Annotated in this window: 10 protein-coding genes; 4 read left to right on the plus strand and 6 right to left on the minus strand. The window is 48.8% G+C overall.

Annotated features, from left to right (window positions below; translation table 11 throughout):
- Window positions 1-12 precede the first annotated feature (12 nt).
- Entirely contained in the window at window positions 13-3,465 is a 3,453-nt protein-coding gene (locus tag ELAC_RS07945; RefSeq protein ID WP_098038748.1) for an MFS transporter, read from the minus strand.
- Window positions 3,466-3,986: 521 nt separating this feature from the next.
- Between ELAC_RS07945 and ELAC_RS07950 the strand changes: the two genes are divergently transcribed.
- A complete protein-coding gene (locus ELAC_RS07950) occupies window positions 3,987-4,394 on the plus strand; it encodes a hypothetical protein (RefSeq protein ID WP_143406478.1) in 408 nt (135 codons plus the stop codon).
- Between the two features lie 310 nt (window positions 4,395-4,704).
- The gene (locus ELAC_RS07960) at window positions 4,705-6,495 is read left to right on the plus strand and encodes a CocE/NonD family hydrolase (protein ID WP_098038751.1); all 1,791 of its coding nucleotides are present in this window, start codon (window positions 4,705-4,707) and stop codon (window positions 6,493-6,495) included.
- Here ELAC_RS07960 and ELAC_RS07965 read toward each other — a convergent pair.
- Window positions 6,480-6,989, minus strand: a complete 510-nt coding sequence (locus ELAC_RS07965; RefSeq protein WP_098038752.1) for a hypothetical protein — start codon at window positions 6,987-6,989, stop codon at window positions 6,480-6,482. The genes ELAC_RS07960 and ELAC_RS07965 overlap by 16 nt on opposite strands.
- Window positions 6,990-7,662: 673 nt before the next feature.
- Between ELAC_RS07965 and ELAC_RS07970 the strand changes: the two genes are divergently transcribed.
- Both ELAC_RS07970 and ELAC_RS07975 read left to right on the plus strand, forming a co-directional pair.
- Window positions 7,663-9,693, plus strand: a complete 2,031-nt coding sequence (locus ELAC_RS07970) for a PAS domain-containing sensor histidine kinase (RefSeq protein ID WP_098038753.1) — start codon at window positions 7,663-7,665, stop codon at window positions 9,691-9,693.
- 148 nt (window positions 9,694-9,841) lie between these two features.
- On the plus strand, window positions 9,842-10,246 hold the full coding sequence (locus ELAC_RS07975) for a response regulator (protein ID WP_098038754.1): 405 nt from the start codon (window positions 9,842-9,844) through the stop codon (window positions 10,244-10,246).
- 8 nt (window positions 10,247-10,254) lie between these two features.
- Here ELAC_RS07975 and ELAC_RS07980 read toward each other — a convergent pair whose 3' ends face one another.
- The 4 genes from ELAC_RS07980 to ELAC_RS07995 all read right to left on the minus strand — a co-directional run bounded on the left by ELAC_RS07980 (window position 10,255) and on the right by ELAC_RS07995 (window position 17,455).
- Entirely contained in the window at window positions 10,255-12,144 is a 1,890-nt protein-coding gene (locus ELAC_RS07980) for an AAA family ATPase (protein ID WP_158227845.1), read from the minus strand.
- 163 nt (window positions 12,145-12,307) lie between these two features.
- On the minus strand, window positions 12,308-13,822 hold the full coding sequence (locus tag ELAC_RS07985) for an ABC transporter permease (RefSeq protein ID WP_098038756.1): 1,515 nt from the start codon (window positions 13,820-13,822) through the stop codon (window positions 12,308-12,310).
- Between the two features lie 3 nt (window positions 13,823-13,825).
- Window positions 13,826-15,322: an ABC transporter permease gene (locus tag ELAC_RS07990; protein ID WP_098038757.1), complete on the minus strand. Its 1,497-nt coding sequence runs from the start codon at window positions 15,320-15,322 to the stop codon at window positions 13,826-13,828.
- A 6-nt stretch (window positions 15,323-15,328) separates the two neighbouring features.
- Window positions 15,329-17,455 carry an ABC transporter substrate-binding protein gene (locus tag ELAC_RS07995; protein ID WP_239414447.1) on the minus strand — a complete coding sequence of 709 codons (2,127 nt, stop codon included), beginning with the start codon at window positions 17,453-17,455 and terminating at the stop codon, window positions 15,329-15,331.
- Between the last annotated feature and the right edge of the window lie 19 nt (window positions 17,456-17,474).

Raw genomic sequence — 17,474 nt, forward strand, 5'->3', positions numbered from 1 at the left:
GCATGAGCGTCATCACGCCCGGTCTTTTAAAAGAACTAATCGTCCCAGCTGAGAAAAATCGATTTTTCCGGCCGGCGAGTGCGGCAGTTTTTCGACCTGAAAGAAATTTTCCTCTTTGAGGCAAAAAGGTGAGAGTAGCTCGTGCCGGTTTGCCTCTTCGAGGAGGGCGGCGACGGTTTTCTCATCCACTGTATGGACAATGGCGATTTTATCTCCAATAAACTGGTCCTTAAGCAGAGTCAAAGCGAATGATTGCCACTTCTCCCTAGCCAGATGGTGCAGCGCCTCTTCGATGGCAGAGAGCGGTATCCACTTCTCATTGGATTTGATGAACCTCTCCTTGCGGTCGAGCAAAGTGATGAAATCGTGATCGTCTTGTGTGGCGATATCTTGAGTGATATACCAGCCATCCCTGATGGATTCCCGGGTCATTTCAGGATTGTCAAGGTAGTGAAGCATGATGTTCGGCCCTTTCGCGATCAGAAGGCCGCTTTCGCCGCAGGCCACTTCCTTGAAGGTGGCAGGATCGACGATTTTCACTCTGACGCCAGGCAGAGGCTGTCCGACAGATCCTTTTTGAGATCCGGCCTGATAGACGCCGGGGAGTCTGATATCGAGGGTATTGGTGGAGATGACGGCGCTGCACTCGGCGCAACCGTATCCCTCGACGGGAGTAATGCCGAACTTATCATGGAATTCCTCCGCCAGTTTTTGCGGAAGCTTTTCCCCTCCAGTCAAAACGAACTTCAACGATCCGAAGGCCTCGGGCGGAACCTGTTCCAGATAGATTTTCAGCAGCGAAGGCGTAGTCCAGAGCATGGAAACTTTATAATCCCTGACTGCCTTGGCAACAAAAGAGGCGTTTGCCGGATTGGGTACCAAGACGAAAGGCAGGCTGTGGTTCAATCCCAGCCACATCGTCATATATCCAAGCGCATGCGATAGCGGGAGGGCATGCAGCAGCCTGTCTTTGAGTCCGGTCGATGGAACCACCTGAGAAACCCCCTCGACGTTCGAGGAGACGTTGAAATGGGAGAGGACAACTCCTTTCGGCAGGGCTGTGGCTCCGCTGGTGAAGATAATGGTGAGCGGGGAAGCAGGGCTTGGCGCCTTGACGGATCCGATCATCCTGTCCAGGATCTTTTTCGGCAAAGTCAGGCCGGCCACCGCAGCGGTAAACAGCTTGAAGCCGCTTAGCTGGTCGATCAGATTTTCCACAAAAACGCAGCGGATATGCTGCGGAAGGCCAATGTTTTTTGCTTCCAGAAGAGATTTGCTGGTGATGATGGTGCGTACTTTGGATTTCTCTAGGATGTGAAGTATGCTTTGCATATCTTTCCCATACCTGACATTGACCGCGCACCTGCCGGACATAGTGACCGCTAAGTTGGCGGCTATTCCATCGAAAGAAGTGGGCAGCATGATGCCAACAATCTCTTCTCCCGGAGCCTGTTTCTTCAGCTTCCGTGCCAAGTTGATGGCCGCCGATAGGGTGATGATCCTTGAGCGCTTTTCTCCCTGCTCATCGATCAGGACCGTTTTCCAGGGAGCTCTGAAGACACTGCGGATAAAGTGCTGAAAGATGGGCTCCTCATCCTCATTCCGCATGAGCCACGCTTCGGATCCAAGCTTTCTGATCACCCGACGCACTTCGGATGTGGTCGCCTCATCGGAAAGCGGCCTGCCGATGATGACAGTCATAGGATGGGGAATATTTTGCGGTCTTCGCGGGATATACCTGCCGCCCTTTGGGGAAAAAATAGTTCCCCAGACCCTGTCGAGATAGATGGGAATAATGGGACAGCTTCTGCGGTTCATGATCTCTTTGAGCTCTTCCCTGAACGGCTGAAGCATCCCTGTCCTGGAGACGTTTCCTTCCGGGAATAAACAGACGAGGTGGCCTCTCTTAAGATGCTTGTTGACCCCCCTTAAGGCTTTTTGCACGCTGCTCGAGTCTTCATCGAAAGGGACCGGAATGGCGTCCATGGCAAGGGCAAAAGGTCTGAACCACCATTTGTTGAAGTGCTTGTCGCTCATGACAAAACGGATGGGGCGGTCGATGGCGGCCATCACGAAGAAAGCGTCGGTTGCCGACAGGTGGTTGGACACGATCAGGGCGGCGCCCTCTTTGGGGATATTTTCCTCGCCGACGATGCGTATTTTGTAAAAGGTGTTGGTCAGGATAATGAAAAGCAGGCGCGTTAAAGCTTCCGGCAAAAGTTTGACCGACCAGATGGTCGCGGCGACCACTAAAAGAGCGGAGATGACGAGTGTTTTTTCTAAATTGAGTCCCATGACGGCCATGGCGGAGGCTGCGACAGAACCGATGATCATGCCGAAGATGTTGAAGGCGTTGACGAGGCCGATGATGGCCCCTTTCTGATCATGCGGGGCGCGCCACTGAACGAGGGACTGGAGGGGAACGACGACCATGCCCGAAGAAATTCCCAGCATGATCAGGGTGATGACCGTTCCGGCCATCAGGGGCTGCACGATGCCGAGCACCAAAGACATGGCCGCGAACCCGATGGCTCCCAGGGGAATGAGGCCATATTCGATTCGGTCTCCGGAGATCTTTCCTCCTAAGAGAGCGCCGATAGCGATGCCAACGCCATAGGAGGCAGGAGGCACCCCCTGGTAGAGCTCACCCCTCTCCAGATGCTGCACGAGTCCCTTGGCGTAGACAAGCACATTCTGGCCGAGCAGACTGATGTTGAGCCAAAAAAAGACGGTTCCTAAAACGGCGAGGAGCAAAACCCGGTCGCGGTAAATGGAATTTCCGGCATCCTTGATCGTGTTGATAAAGCCGGTGCCCTCTTCCTTCACGGGATTCACTTTCGGGACAAGGAAGGATGCTGCAAGGCCGGCCATCGATAGAATCATCAGGGCTAAAGGCCCGGTGAAGCTTAAGTCCGGTCTTGTGCCCTCTTTGTCGAAAATTAGCATGAGGGGCCCAAGACCTGTACCGGCGATGATCGCGATCATTGTCCACATCTCGATCAGGCCATTGCCTTTTGCCAGCTTCTCGTAGGGCAGAATTTGTGGGAGGATGCCATATTTAGCGGGGCTGAAGAGGGCGCTTTGCATTCCCATGAGACCCAGCACCGCATATGCAAAGAAGAGATTGGTGGGCATGAAGAAGAGGCTGAAGGCTCCGGCGGCCAGTAAAACGACTTCCAAAGCTTTCATGACGATAATCATGCTTCTTTTGCTGACTCTGTCGGCAATAGCTCCGGCAGGAAAGGAGAAGAGGAGCATCGGAATGAGAAAGACCAAAAGAGCCAATGTGGCTTTGATCTGCGAGGCGTATTCAAATGTCTCTTTGTCCATTCCGTCTTGGATGAGCGCCCTGGTTGCCAAGGTAAACACCATGATCTTCCAGGCGTTATCATTGAATGCGCCGATAAACTGGGAAAAAAGAAGGCCAAAGAGAGGGTTTTTAATTTCTTTTTTATTTTCTTTCATCAAGCCAAGGGGTTCTCTATTTAGAATCCCGCCGGACGAGGAGCCGGTCAGGAATATTTTTTTTTGCCACCATAACACTATTTTTAATATCCGAGATATACCGAAAGTATCTCAAAACTTTGTTTTTTTTCGTGGATAAACTCTCGCGATTGAAAGAGCGCCGGTCACATCATATTGCTAATAGTAAGTGACTTGTGATCTTTCAATCGCGAGGTTTACCCTAGGCCAAAATCCCCGACTCTGAGATACATTCGGTATATACCGATGTGAATCGATACAGTTCATCGCTTCACCCTTCCGCTACCCGTTTTCGGGAAGAAAGGGAGTGGAGATTATAAAGACCTTAGAATTAACTTGATAGTTATTCGGGTCGATTTGGTTAGAAAGCTTGGCGCCAACGCGTGCGGTTTGCGCCCGTTACCGAGGGAAATCCCTGCTTGCAACCGTTAGTCTACCTTTATAAATTTCAATTTTCTATTATCTGTTTTTAAATCTATCCAATCAAAAGGTTTTGAATGCTGATGGTGCGAGAAATTGAGGATATTATAGCAGATTTTGAGGATTTTAGCATCGAAGGCGACTACATGCAGAAAATATCGAAGCTGACCGATGAGCTGATTGGCACGGGGAAACCTGAGCTTGCACTTGACGCCATGCTGGCGATTTTGGAGCGGTATCCCGACGAGGAGATTGGCTCTCCCGGTCCTTTGGCGCACGCCATCGAGAAGTGTCCGGGCTTTGAACCTAAACTTTTGCAATCCATCGAGCGAATGCCCTCCACTCTCTCGATCTGGATTCTTTACCGATTGATCCAGAAAAGTCCAAAAGAGGAATTTGTGAAGGCGCTTGAAATCGCAGCCGGGCATCCGCTTGCTTCGGAGCAGATTCATGAGGATGCCAAACTGTTGCTCTCCTGGGTGGCAAGGTGACGCCGCATGACTGCAAGAGACTGTCCCCAAACAGAAATCGTATGATTTTTTCTTTGCCAAAAACAGCATTTGAAGACACTTTTGGCATAAAGGTGATTTTTGCTTGCAATCCGTCAATGGATGGCGACATCGTAAAATTCGGGTCGCAAAGATTGATACCGAAAGTGTCTCAAAAATTGGCTTTGGGCAAAGAGAAAGTTCACATGCCAATTTTTGATAGGCTTTCGGTATAGATCCGGGGCGAGCAAAGATCCGGCCGGCGCAAAGGATCGGTTTCGGCAGACGTATTATGGAATAACCAAGACAAGCCATGCATCCATCATTTTACTACTTAATCCTGTCGGGGATCTTTTTAGGAGTTTCGGTCGCTTTAGCCGCCGCTGCGTACCATTTTCAGATCTATCGCTATGTATATAACTGGTACTTAGGACTGAGGTCGCCCTCGTGCAAGGTTGCTAAAGAACACAACCTGCTGATTCCGATGCGGGACGGAATCATCCTCTCCGCCGATCTCTACCGTCCGAAAGAGGAGGGCAGATATCCTGCCGTTTTATTGAGAACTCCCTACGGAAAAGAGAACACCGAGCATAGCTATCCTGTTTTGGCAACAATCTTGTGCAGTTTGGGCTACGTCGTCCTTGTGCAGGATGTCCGAGGAAAATATGCCTCTGAAGGAGAATTCAATCCCTTCATCCATGAGGAGAAAGACGGCAACGACACGATTGACTGGATATCCTCCCAGCAGTGGTCCTCCGGCGCTGTCGCCCTGTATGGATTTTCCTATCTCGGCTCGTGCGCCTGGCTTGCGGCAAGAGACCCACACCCTTGCCTGAAGACCATCATCCCGATGTTTTCGGGTCAAAATGCCTATAGGGGATGGGTCGATCACGGAGTCCCTTACCTCAAGGATATTCTCTATTGGCTCTCCCGCCACGGGGGGAGGAAAGGAAGGGACGTCCCCCACGAAGAAGTGGATTTGATGATCTGGCAGCTGCCGGTTTTGCAATTCGACAAAAGGCTAAAGGACGGTATCGACACTTTCAAGACCTGGATGCACCACCTCCACGTGGATGATTACTGGAGATCGATCAGTGTGTCCCACATTCGGGAAGAGATCCGGATGCCTGTTTTTTTTGTGGCGGGCTGGTTTGACAGGTTTCTGACCAACACTATAGAAGATTTTTTGGAGACGAGCTCTGCCAATGCCTATCAAAGGCATAAAAAAAGCAGGCTGCTCATTGGACCTTGGGAGCATCATCCCTCGGAGGAGTTTCCTGAAGTTTCCTTTGGCCGGGAAGCTAAATTCAGAAGCTGTATCAAGTTTTTCGTGGAATGGCTCGATTTGCATCTTAAGGGGGAAGCGTCGACCTTCGACGAGAACAACCCCATCGATTACTTCATGATGGGAGAAAACCGCTGGCGAAAGGCTTCCTCCTGGCCTCCCAAAGAAGCAAAAGAGAAATTTTATTTTCTCCATGGTATGGGAAAAGCCAATACGATGTCGGGTGATGGAGTGCTCACTGCCGAGCAACCGGCGGATGAAAAGCAGGATCACTATGTCTACGACCCGTTGGATCCCTGTCCTTCTCTTGGGAATAATATGATTTATGGAAATCAGACGGAGGGTCCCAGGGAACAGTCGCTTGTGGGAGCGAGGAGGGATGTGCTCGCCTATAAAACTGAGCCTCTGCCTGCCCCGGTCAAAGCTGTCGGCCCGGTTTCATTGATCCTTTTTGTCTCTTCCTCGGCGCTAGATACCGATTTTTGCGCCAAATTGGTCGATATTCACCCCAATGGAAAATCTTACTTTCTGGTTGCCGGATTTATCAGGATGCGATTTCTTGATTCAGTCCGGGCTACGCATGGCATTGAGAAAGGCAAAATTTACCGGCTGGAAATTCAACTGGGGCACACTGCCCACGCATTTCTTAAGGGCCATCGCATAGGTTTGCTGGTGACGTCGTCGGATTTTCCAAACCACGGCCGCAATTTGAATACCGGAGGAAGTAACGAAGGGGATAGCGAAGAGGCGAAGGCGTTTCAGACAGTGTATCATGGAGGCATTTACGCCTCCCGTCTGTCGCTCTACACGGTTGAGTAGATCTGTTTTACTTTCGTCAAAGTACTGGTGACGTGTTCCATATCTAGTTTTGGCTCATGCGAGGTGCGGATCACATATCCGCCGATTTCATGCGAAGAGAGATCGTGGCCGTCATAGGCAAAGCTTCTTTTGTTCCATCTGGAGTTATATAGAGAACACACTTCCTTGACAGCTTTTGCGATTTGGCTGACGGCAGCTGAGTAGTGGCCCTCAGTTTCCTCGGGGATGACAAAGATTTGCGCCGTCATCTTACTGGTGGCTTTCTTTCCATCGACTTGCACGGGCGTGATGACGTAGCCATTTTGGCTGTCGGCGAACACCTTAGAGATCTGTTCCGATAACTTTTCGGAGGTTTTATTCAAGGTAGTCGATACCAAGACTGTTCCCCAGGTGAAAAAAAATGGTACCTCGAAGGGGTGACAAGGGCAGGAAAATGCCAGATCCAGCGTTTGTTTGAAGGCATGGATGAATTGTGCGTCGTACGAAATAGTCATTTCTTCCCTGATAATTAATTTTCGCGTGGTATTATTTTTTTTAAAGAAAGAGAGTACTTTTTCTTTTCTTTGTTTTCAATATAAATATCTTAGAGATCGTTCCTGTTCAGGGGTGGGGTTTTGTTTTTAATATTCCGTTGTTTTGGGTGAAACTCAAAATCACACGATTTCTGTGTATGGGGAGCCTTTATACCACGGGTAACTCTAAATTCGGGATTTTGGCTTTGAGAAGGCCTAGGAGTTGAAAGAGTGCAAATCACCTAATGTTAGAAGAATGAGGAGGTATGCATTCTTTCAATAGAGAGGGCTCTCTCAAAGCTAAAAACCAAATTTTAAGACACTTCCGGTACAATTCGAGAATGCCACCTTGGGAGATTTTATTGAACTCTCTTTCATAGTATCGAAAAAATAAACTTCTTATTTTGAAGCGCTTTCGGAATAGCTCTCAGAGATTGTTAACCGAACCCGTTAATGGTCTCTAAGCGTGTTTGGCATCGAGCGTATCTAAATATGCTGCCATCCCATCAATTCATCGCCGCGATTGATTCCCCCGCTAAGGGGAAAGTATTGATTGATAGGGTAATTTTGAATCGCTATAAACCGAAGGTGTCGCAAAATCATAAATTACAAGACACTGCCGGTGTAACGGGATTTTTTTTGATTAGGTACAGGTATGGAAGAGCGGATTTCAGCAGAAGTGTTAAGAAATGTCTTGGACTACTCGCTGGACGGCATCCTCCTTTTCGGTGAGGATGGCTCAATCCAGTTTGTCAATAAAACCGGCCTTAAAATCATACAGGCAGGCGATTGGAGCGGGCTTAAAGTCGACGCGATCTTTCCTGATTTTGCTCACCTTCAAAACAATGACTTCAAAAACCATATCGGCGAATTTTTTGAGTCGGTGGTCAAAACGAAAAGTGGAGCCTTCTTTTCCGTGGAGGCGCGGTTTGGCTTTGTGCAATCGGAGGGGGACAGGCGCTTCTATGCCATATTCCGCGACATCTCCAGGGAAAAAAAGCAGGAAAAGTATCTTCATATCAGCAACATTTTGCTCGACTTGGTTTCTCTCTCCCTGTCCGACTTCATCAAAGAGCAAAACAGGGAAACCGTAGGCGCCATTTTTAATGCGCTGCTCCGCGATATTCTTACGGTCACCTCGGGAACGATGGGGTTTATCGCCCTGAAAAACAAAGGCGTGATGGAGCCGATCGCGGCGTTCCCTAAAAAATATGAGGAGTCTTTTAAAGCAGTCCTTCTGGAGCCGGGAATTGGCCCTTTTAAAGAGATAGCGGCCTTTGCCCAGGCATCGATTGAGCAAAAAAAACCGCAAATCGGCGAGGTCTTTGCCGAACCTCTGGGAAGCAGGTATGCTCTTTGTGTCCCTCTGCTTTCCAATGACGATATATTGGGTGTGTTTTACATCGACAGCCTCTCTTGTGAATTTAAGATCGAGACAATGCAGCTTCTGATGCCGGTCATTCAGGCCGTCATTGTGATCCACGAGGCGATGCAGGTTAAGGAAGCAAGGGAGCGGATTCTCTCTGAGCTTAAAGAGAGCGAACGTAAGCTCAACGAATCTGTGAATGAACTGAAATTGCATGAAGAAGAGCTTATTCACGCCAAAGATCAGGCACTGACGGCCAACCGGGCAAAAAGCTCTTTTTTGGCGAACATGAGCCACGAAATCCGCACGCCCCTAAACGTCATCACGGGAATGACCGAACTGCTCTACAACACGAACATCAACGATCGGCAAGAGAGATTTATCCAAGGCATCCGGGATGCTTCGGAAATTCTTCTGACGCTCGTCAACCAGATCCTTGATCTGTCAAAAATTGAGGTAGGCGAGTTTAAACTGGAAGAGAGCGAGTTTAATCTGGCCGATTTAGTTAAAGAAATTCTTTTGCTGTTCTATCCGAAGGCCTCACAGAAAAATTTAAGGCTTAACCTTTTCTTCGACCCGAAACTGCTGAAGCCCTTTATCGGCGATTCCTTTCGCCTCAAACAGATTTTGATCAATTTACTCGGCAATAGCCTTAAGTTCACCGCAACCGGTTTTGTGGAATTAAGGGTGACATTGAAACGAGTCACTCCTGAAAAAGAGTGGATTCGCTTTGAAGTGATCGATAGCGGCATTGGAATGGATGAAGAGACAAAAGCGAAGCTTTTTACACCATTTACCCAAGGCGACAGCTCAACGACCAGACAATATGGTGGAACAGGGCTTGGTCTTGCGATTTGCAAAAAGCTGGTGGGTCTAATGCAGGGGGATATTCAGGTCTTGAGTACGAAGGGGGCCGGAACCACGTTCTTTTTTGACCTTCCCATGAGCGTCGGGATGAGTCATGAGGTTGATAGGCCATGGAGAAAAAGCCTCCTCTATAAGGACTCAGGCGAACCTGATGTGTATCTGGAAGAGTATTTGAATTTCTTTCACGTCTCCTTAGAGACGGAGGTCGATGAGGAAAGCTTCTTTAAAAATGCCCTTCCGCAATCTTACGATCTTATTTTTGTTCAAAGCAGCCGGGTTGACCAGATCCTCTCTAAAATGCGGGGAAATCACCCCAGGGCGATCTATCTTGTCCCCCCGTTCCACGACTATGCCGCAAAGAATGTACAAACGCTGGAATATCCTGTTTATCCATCTGATGTTAAACAGCTTGTTGACTCTTTGGAAACCGCGAGAAATAGCCTGAGCCAGTAGCTTTTCTTCAAGGTGCTTTTGGTTTAATTGTCATTGATGCATAAAATGAATTGAGTGTTTATACCGGAAATCTCTCAAAATTTTGGACACTTTCGGTACCACTTGAGGTATGAGTTCGTTTTGATAGTGACCGGAAAAGGATTTATCCATGAAGAGGATCACCGCTAAGTTTGACGCCCATATTTTAGTTGTTGAAGACTATCTTTTAAATGCTGAAGTGATCAAGGAAATACTTGAGATCATGGGATGCGTTGTGGATGTGGCCGACAGCGGGATGGCAGCTTTAGAGCTCCTTAAGGAAAGGGACTACAATGTGATTTTTATGGACATCCAGATGCCCGTCATGGACGGTCTCGCCACCACAAGAGAGATCAAAAAACTTCCGGGGAAGAAGGCGCAAATACCCATTGTAGCCCTAACTGCGAATGCTCTCCGTGGGGATAGGGAGAAATATCTTGCCGAGGGGATGGACGACTTTGTCAGCAAGCCTCTCACGTCTTCAGACCTGGAACGCGTCCTTGTAAAGTTTGTGACGGGAAATAAAATCTCTTAAAATCTCTTTTAGGCACCCTCCCGATCGCTTTGCATTGCCGCCTCTTCTTTGCCGATTTCCCTTAAGATGAGATCTCGAGTGAGTTTGATTTCGGCATCGATGGATTGGGCTGTCTTATCCAGCTTCTTCTCAAGTAGGGGAAGGTAGAAGCCAATCAAGAACAGGAACTTCTTGGAATCGGTTTGTTGCTTGCCAGATAAATGATTCTCGTCAATTGCAGAAACACGGCCCGCCAGTTCCAGGAGATCTTTCGTGGCCTCCTCATGCTTGCCTTTCAATGAGCTTAGCTTATTTAATTGCGCCTGCTCCCTCTCAATAAGGGCTTCAATCCCCTGAAGTTCTGACTGAGTTGTTTCCCATGGCTTGAGGGCACCTCCTCGCATTAGTTCATTACCGCGGCTTAAGGAGTGTGCCTTTACAAGATCTCTCATTTCTTGCTGCAGGCGCAATTTAGCCTGTTGCTTTAAAGGCTTGAAGGAGTGCTCAACAGCTGTTAAGCACCTTTCTAAAATGATGAGGGAAGAAAAGGGCTCCGGTCTGCCGGAAAGAAGGGGGCTCTCCCTTACCTTCTCATAGAGAAACTGAAGAGCGCCCTCCTCCATTAAGGGAGACAAGGGCTCTTCGGCCACCTTTTCCATCAGGCAGGCAATCGTCTCTTGCCGATCGGCGCTCTCAAGAACCATTTTGTGGAACTTGCCCTCAAACCAGGGGGCGTTAGGAAAGACAATCCGGTTGTAGTCTTCGGTGCTTGAAATGGCGATAAAATGAGAGAATCCTCTTTCCTTGCCGTCAAGGTATGCTTTCAACCTGTCGGCGAAATAGTAGTTTTCGCCTGGCTTGCATGCTGTGTGAATATCATCGAAAACGAGGATGGTATCCTCTCCGTGCTTTCCGATAGCTTCTAAAATCTTTTGCAACACTCTGTCCCCATCCCCCCAGATCCCTCCTGAGTAGCTGGTAGCGATCAGGTCGGCCGTGTTGAAGTAGAAGAGCTGCTTTCCCTTCAGTTTTGGGTACATGCCAAGACAAATGGCTTTTGCCAAATCTTCAATGAGCTTTGTCTTTCCCACCCCTTGAGGACCGGTTATAAGCACGGGGCGCTTAAGTTCTCCTTCTCTTTCTAGATGAGTGGCCAGAAGGTCCAGGGAGCCTCTTCGTCTGAGAGGTTTAGGGGTTGTTGAGAGAGCCTCTTCACTTAAGTTTCTGGCGCAAGGCAGGCTTGTCGGCGCCGGCTTAAGGTAGCGAATGTAGAGGGCCGAGAGAGCAGCTGCGGCAAGAATACTTCCGGCGATGATGAATGCAGTTTCCAAATTGATTGACGATACGGCAAACAGGGTCAACAAGCCGGTGAGAATGGAGATCAGAAGGATAATCTTCTGCAGTTTGTGGGAGGCTTGAAATTCATTGTCGGCATGAGAGAAAAGGTCTTCGATGCCGAGGGAGGAGAGTATCGCGTCCAGAAGGTGCAAGATTTTTCGGATAGCGCTTTTGCAAAGGGAAATAAGGGTGCCGAGGATGGAGCTTTGGGCAGGAGGTTCCGGAAGGGAATAAACGCTGTCAGCCAATAATACGGCAAGTGAGCGGAGCGAGGGCAATTCTCCATGCTTTTTCCTTGCGGCCAAAAGCAGTTCGTCCCATGAAATTTCATGGAGGAGCGCATCGATCGCTCTCAGGGAGTCTTTGCTCTGGACTGCTTTTAAAGCACGTTGCTCTAAAGAGAGGACTATCTTGGAGGCTTTGGGCTTTATCCTTTTCGGTGCCGCCTGTTCGCATATCCTCTCTTGGGCGGCCGCATCAACTCGGTGGCGAACCTCATTTTGGAGCTTCATATCAGGGGGGCGGTATCCACTTGCCCTCAAGTGCAGGCAGCGCAAGGGCTCTCTTACCGTCAACATCATGTGCAAATCCATAGTTAGGAATTTGCCGTTGATTATAAACTAAGTGGGTATTTTAACTATTATAATCGGGGTGGTTGTTTTTTATTGAGATATTTTGGTGCCAGCGTTTGCAAAGCGATCGATGTCAAAACGTATTCTTGAGTGTTCTTGGATGGTTATTAAATCAGAATCTAAATCCTTTAGGATCAAGAGTGTCTCGTAAAGCATCGCCTACCAGTGCGATCGCGATTAGAAACACAGTCAGAACAAAAGCGGGTGGCCACAGAAGGTAGCTTTCACCGGGAAATGACGATCTTCCTTCATCCATTAAAACCCCTAAAGAACAAGAACCTTCTTCTCCAAGTCCAAGAAAGGAGAGCCCGGCTTCGGACGATATAGCTCCCATAATGGCGAAGGGAAGCAGAGTGAGGACCGGCGGGATGGCATTGGGGAGGATGTGGGAGAAGATGATGCGTTTCTTTGGCAGCCCAAGGACAAGGCAGGCGTCGACGTAAGAGAGGCTGCGCTGTTTGAAAAACTCCCCCCGGATGAAGCGGCTGAAACTGGTCCAGCCGAACAGGCCGATGATCAGGATCACGATAAAGATCGATTTAGATTGCATGACAGCGATAATCATGAGGAGCATGAAGAATGCGGGCATAGACTCCCAAATCTCGATCAGGCGGCAAATCAGCAGATCAGTCTTCCCTGCAAAGTAGCCCGCGATAGCTCCAATGGGAATACCGATGAGGAGGCTGATTGCAATGGAAAGTACACCGACGACAAGGGAGATGCGGATGCCGAAGAGCAGTGAAGCAAACAGGTCTTTGCGGTTAATGCGGGTTTTGTCGGTAATGTCGGCGATACGATTAAAAAAACGGTCTCCACCGGCGCCATCTTCCCAGTGAAACGGCCTGATTAGCGGCATGACAATCCACGATACTCTCAAAGACTCGTTTTCGATCCACTCTCTGCGTTCATTGATGTAGGCGATCTCTTCCAAATCCTCTTTCCGGGCCTTGGAATCACTCCCTTCCATCTCGACTCTTTCTTTAAGCAATGACAGGGTTTGCTCTTCATGGGCCAGACTGTTTTGGTAGTTGGTGGGCAGCTTCAGATCTTTCGCTTCTTTGCGAAATGACTGGACTTCCCGGATGTAATCGGGCAGGAGAGGGGCTAAAGCGTCGTGCCTTTTCTTGGATAAGATATGCTCAAGAAGCAAATTCAGCCTTCCGTAGGGGGAAGCCTCCTGAATTTCTAAAGCAAAATTAAGGCTCGCTTCGCCCGATTCGGTGGGCACGGAGTGCCTCGATTTTGCTGGATTTTCCACAAAGCCGCTTTCCACCAGCAAGAACAGGAGAATAAAGGCCGTGAGGGCAGTCATCCTGAGGGCCCTTCCTGTCTTTTTGGGGACAAGAAAAGTACAAAGGAAGAGGGGTATGAAAAACATCGCCAGATTGAAGAAAAGATCGATTCCTTTGGTGTAAAACCCTTTATAGAAAAGATAGCGGAAGAGGGGGAAATAGGGCTCGTTGTCGTATAGGACAAAGAGAGGCTTCGAAGAGGCAAAAAAGGGCGCGTATATTCCCAGGAAGGTAAGAAATAAGAAAACAACCGTGCCGGCAACACCGGTCTTGTGCCTGAAAAACCTTGTGCAGATAGCTCTCCAGTAGGGATCTTGAATGAAGGTGTTTATCATATATCAGTCCAGCGTTACCCTCGGATCTAAAAGCGTGTAGGAGATGTCTGCTGCCAGATAGCCAAGCAATGTGAGAAACGAGCCGGCCAGAGTGGAGAACATGATGGTGTTGTAGTCGCGGTTGAGAATGGCATCATAGAAAAATTTCCCGAATCCGTCGATTTCGAACAAAGTCTCGACGATCAGAGACCCTCCGAGGATAATTCCCAAAGATCCGGCGATGGAGGTGACGATGGTGATCGATGCGTTGCGCCCGATGTGCTTCCAGATGATAGTCCAAGGAGGCACGCCTTTAGCTTTCGCGGTACGGATGTAATCTTGCCTCATCACTTCCAAGACAGCTGTTCTGGCGAGTCGGCTTTGCGCGGCGATTCCTCCATAGAGAATGGCGATCAGCGGCAGCACCAGGTGCTGCACGGTATCTTGCAGTCTTCCGAGAGAGGTTAAATTATCGTAAACAGCGTCCGGGCTTGTGAAACCGCTTAGCGGAATAGGTGTATTTGTGAAGGGGAAATGGCCGTCCAAGGCGACATTTTCGATCAGGAAGGGAGCGACTACAAAGACGGGTATGGCATACAGCACTAGAGCAAAGAGGTTCAGGATGTGATCAAGCAGGGTGTTTTGCCAGATCGCCATAGCGATTCCGAGCAGCAGCGCAGCAAAGAAGGTGATCACCATGGGAGTGATCGCCAGAGTCAGTGAATATTTAAAACGCTTCACCACCTCCCCTACCACCGACTTGTTCGGGTCGTTGCGGACAGAGCCGAAATTTAGCGTTGCCACGCGCGACATGTACCGGAAGAACCGGGTGTCGAAAAAGAGGAGTTTGATCTTCTCCGGTTCACTCGGCTCGAAGTGATAGAAGTCCTTGTTCATTTCATACCACTGCCGGAGTTTTCCAATTTTTTCATCTATCTGTGGATCAGTGTCGGTGGCTAAGGGGAGCTCCTTCTGAAAAAAATTATAGTCTTCTGTCAGCTTCTGGTTGAAACTCTTCTCTTCGGGCGTCAAGTTAGGGCCTAAGATGGCCATTTTTGTCCCGCCCCGGATGAAAAATTGCGCTGCAATCAGCCTCATCGATTTCTCATATTGGGGGTCTTCCATGATCAAAAGGAGTTTGGGCATGACGAAACGGGACATATCGCCCATTTTGATACGGGTGTCATGGAATTGTTTTGAGGTGAGGCCCTTGTTAGCTCCGGGCTTTAAGTAATCGTTGATGCTCTCCAAAATATTGACGATGGATTGTTTGTCAGCGTAGCTCCATGTATTGAAGAGGATGGGCAGGGTCAAACCGAAAAATTCACGGAATTGCAGGTACCTGTCGTCAGTGCCGAAGGCAAGTGAGCCTCCTGCCTTTTTGGAAGCTCCCTGGTTTGAAATCTCTACCTGCGTGCTGGGGTCGCCTGGCGCTAAATTGATGATGACGAAATTAATCAGCACGATGAAAAAGAGCGTCACAGGGATCAAGAGAGCCCTTCGTACCAAATAACTCCACATGGACTTTTACCCTCCCGATTGTTGCTTCAGCCAGAAAATGGAAGGCACAGGTTCGCTGATGTTGGCATCCGGAATCAGGTCTTTCCTGTCTGTCGGCAAGAAGACGTTTTGCAGCGTTTCTCTATATAGCAGTTTTATGATGGGGGTATAGAGGAATGTATAGGGCTGCTGCTCATGGATGATAGAGTCGAATTTGTGGTAGAGGTTTAACCTCTCTTGGGGATCATATTCATAGTCGAGCTGGTCGATGATTTTATCCGCTTCGCTATTTTGGAATGCCACAACGTTGGATGATCCCTTCAGTTTTGCCTGGGAGGAGTGCCAAAGTTGCCTTGGATCATCAGGGGGCATCCCGAAACCCCAGGCCAGATACAGGGCGTCAAAGCTTTTATCTTCGATGGTCATGGACAGGTCTGCCATGTCAAGGCCTTTCAGCCGGCATTCGATCCCTATTTTTTTTAAGCTGTCGGAAACGAATTCCACAACGGCCTTCGTGGTGGGGTTTTTAACAAAATAGGAAAGGGCGAAAGAAAATTTGACGATCTTGCCGTCGATGGTCTTTTCCAAAATACCATCGCCATCGATGTCTTCCCAGCCTTCCTCTTTGAGCAATTTCTTAGCTCTCAAAGGGTCAAAAGCCCATGGTTTGATGGCGGGGTTGTTTTCCCGGCTGGCTACAAAGAATGTGCCGTGAATTTCCACCGCGTTGCCGCTTAAGTACTCATCCACGATGCGCTTTCTGTCGATGGCCTGTGTCAGGGCTTTACGCACGTTCTTGCTTTTGAAAAGAGGGTTTTCCTGATTCCATCCAAGCCAGGTATAGGATCTGTTCAGGTAAGTCAAAAGCTTGATCGCAAGGCCTTCCTTCTCTTGCCGTTTGTACTGCTCGGAGTTCAAAAAATCCTTTAGTTCCACTTCCTGATCAGGTTGCAGGGGATAAGTATCTAGTTTTCCAGCCTTGAAATCCTGCCAGATGCTGTCAGGAGAGTTTCTGAAGGCGATGACTCTCTTGTCGGCGAGCGCAGCGTTTCCCTCAAAAAAAGAGGGGTTTCGCCTGAACCGGATTTCCCTGTCGGTCATGCCGTCAAAAATCCACGCACCGCAGCTGGGGATGATGTTTTTGGCAAAATGTCTTGAGAAATTTTGTGCAAAGACAGTGCTTTTGCGATAGGTGTCAGGATCCTTATCATCTTCGATGATTTTTGTGCCGTCGGCGAAATATTGATAGAGGAAGCAGGGAAGCGGTTTTAAGGCTCCGGTCCAAGACCGGGCGATGTATTTCACCTTTTCTGTTGTTTTACCCTCTTCTGTCTGAACAGGGTGGGCTTTCCATCGGACAACGAATGTCTTAGGGTCGATAACTCTTAGCTCATCGATATCGGAGAGGTAGGTCCTTAGCGCCAAAGCTCCCGGTTCTTGGTTGCTCGGATTCATGAGCGCATCGAAAAAGAATTTGAAGTCCGCGGAGGTGACCGGATGCCTCTTTAAAAAGTGGGGTGCGAGGTTAATTTCCTTGGGAAAAAATCGCCTTTCCAACGGTTCAAAAAAAACTCCTTCGCGCAGGTGCACCCAGAATTCCGGATAGTCCTTCCCTTTGATGGGCCTCTCTTCGATCTTGAGTGCCATGGAGGGAGCGAATTTTTCGTAGACGCCGATATGGTCCTTAGCAAGGTTCAAAGAGCAAAGGGAGATCCAGGAGTTGATATCGCCCCAGTTGCTGAAGGGGTGCAAGCTGTCTGGTTTGCCATAGGTCGCTGCCTGAAAAGTACCGCGTGGAGTGAAGCCTGGAGGTAGCAGCGTGGGAAGTACGTGATCAAAAAAGGGATCTCTTGCAAGGAGGTTGGGATAGGAGCTGTCGATGTGGGGAGAGGAATATTTTGGGCTTGAGATCGGTTTCTCAGAGGCTGCGGAAGGGCTATGGATCATTTCTTTTGAATCGATCTCCCTTTTTAGCGTTTCAAGAGACTCCCTGTTTTCCATGAGGTCGTATTTGATTTTTCCAAGTTCAGAGCGGATTTGGATCAAATGCTCTTCCTGCAGTGTGAAGGACCAGTAGAGCAGCCCAAGAAGAATAAGAAATCCCAGCGAGAAGAGTGATTTTACAATCAACTGGAGAAAAGGATATCGAGCCATGTTTTTTGCCTGCTTGATG

The organism is Estrella lausannensis (assembly GCF_900000175.1).
Lineage (GTDB): Bacteria > Chlamydiota > Chlamydiia > Chlamydiales > Criblamydiaceae > Estrella > Estrella lausannensis.

Excerpts from the sequence above, each read along its gene's own strand:
- ELAC_RS07945 (WP_098038748.1), bottom strand. The coding sequence starts at position 3,465 with ATGAAAGAAAATAAAAAAGAAATTAAAAACCCTCTCTTTGGCCTTCTT.
- ELAC_RS07950 (WP_143406478.1), top strand. The coding sequence starts at position 3,987 with ATGGTGCGAGAAATTGAGGATATTATAGCAGATTTTGAGGATTTTAGC.
- ELAC_RS07960 (WP_098038751.1), top strand. The coding sequence starts at position 4,705 with ATGCATCCATCATTTTACTACTTAATCCTGTCGGGGATCTTTTTAGGA.
- ELAC_RS07965 (WP_098038752.1), bottom strand. The coding sequence starts at position 6,989 with ATGACTATTTCGTACGACGCACAATTCATCCATGCCTTCAAACAAACG.
- ELAC_RS07970 (WP_098038753.1), top strand. The coding sequence starts at position 7,663 with ATGGAAGAGCGGATTTCAGCAGAAGTGTTAAGAAATGTCTTGGACTAC.
- ELAC_RS07975 (WP_098038754.1), top strand. The coding sequence starts at position 9,842 with ATGAAGAGGATCACCGCTAAGTTTGACGCCCATATTTTAGTTGTTGAA.
- ELAC_RS07980 (WP_158227845.1), bottom strand. The coding sequence starts at position 12,144 with ATGATGTTGACGGTAAGAGAGCCCTTGCGCTGCCTGCACTTGAGGGCA.
- ELAC_RS07985 (WP_098038756.1), bottom strand. The coding sequence starts at position 13,822 with ATGATAAACACCTTCATTCAAGATCCCTACTGGAGAGCTATCTGCACA.
- ELAC_RS07990 (WP_098038757.1), bottom strand. The coding sequence starts at position 15,322 with ATGTGGAGTTATTTGGTACGAAGGGCTCTCTTGATCCCTGTGACGCTC.
- ELAC_RS07995 (WP_239414447.1), bottom strand. The coding sequence starts at position 17,455 with ATGGCTCGATATCCTTTTCTCCAGTTGATTGTAAAATCACTCTTCTCG.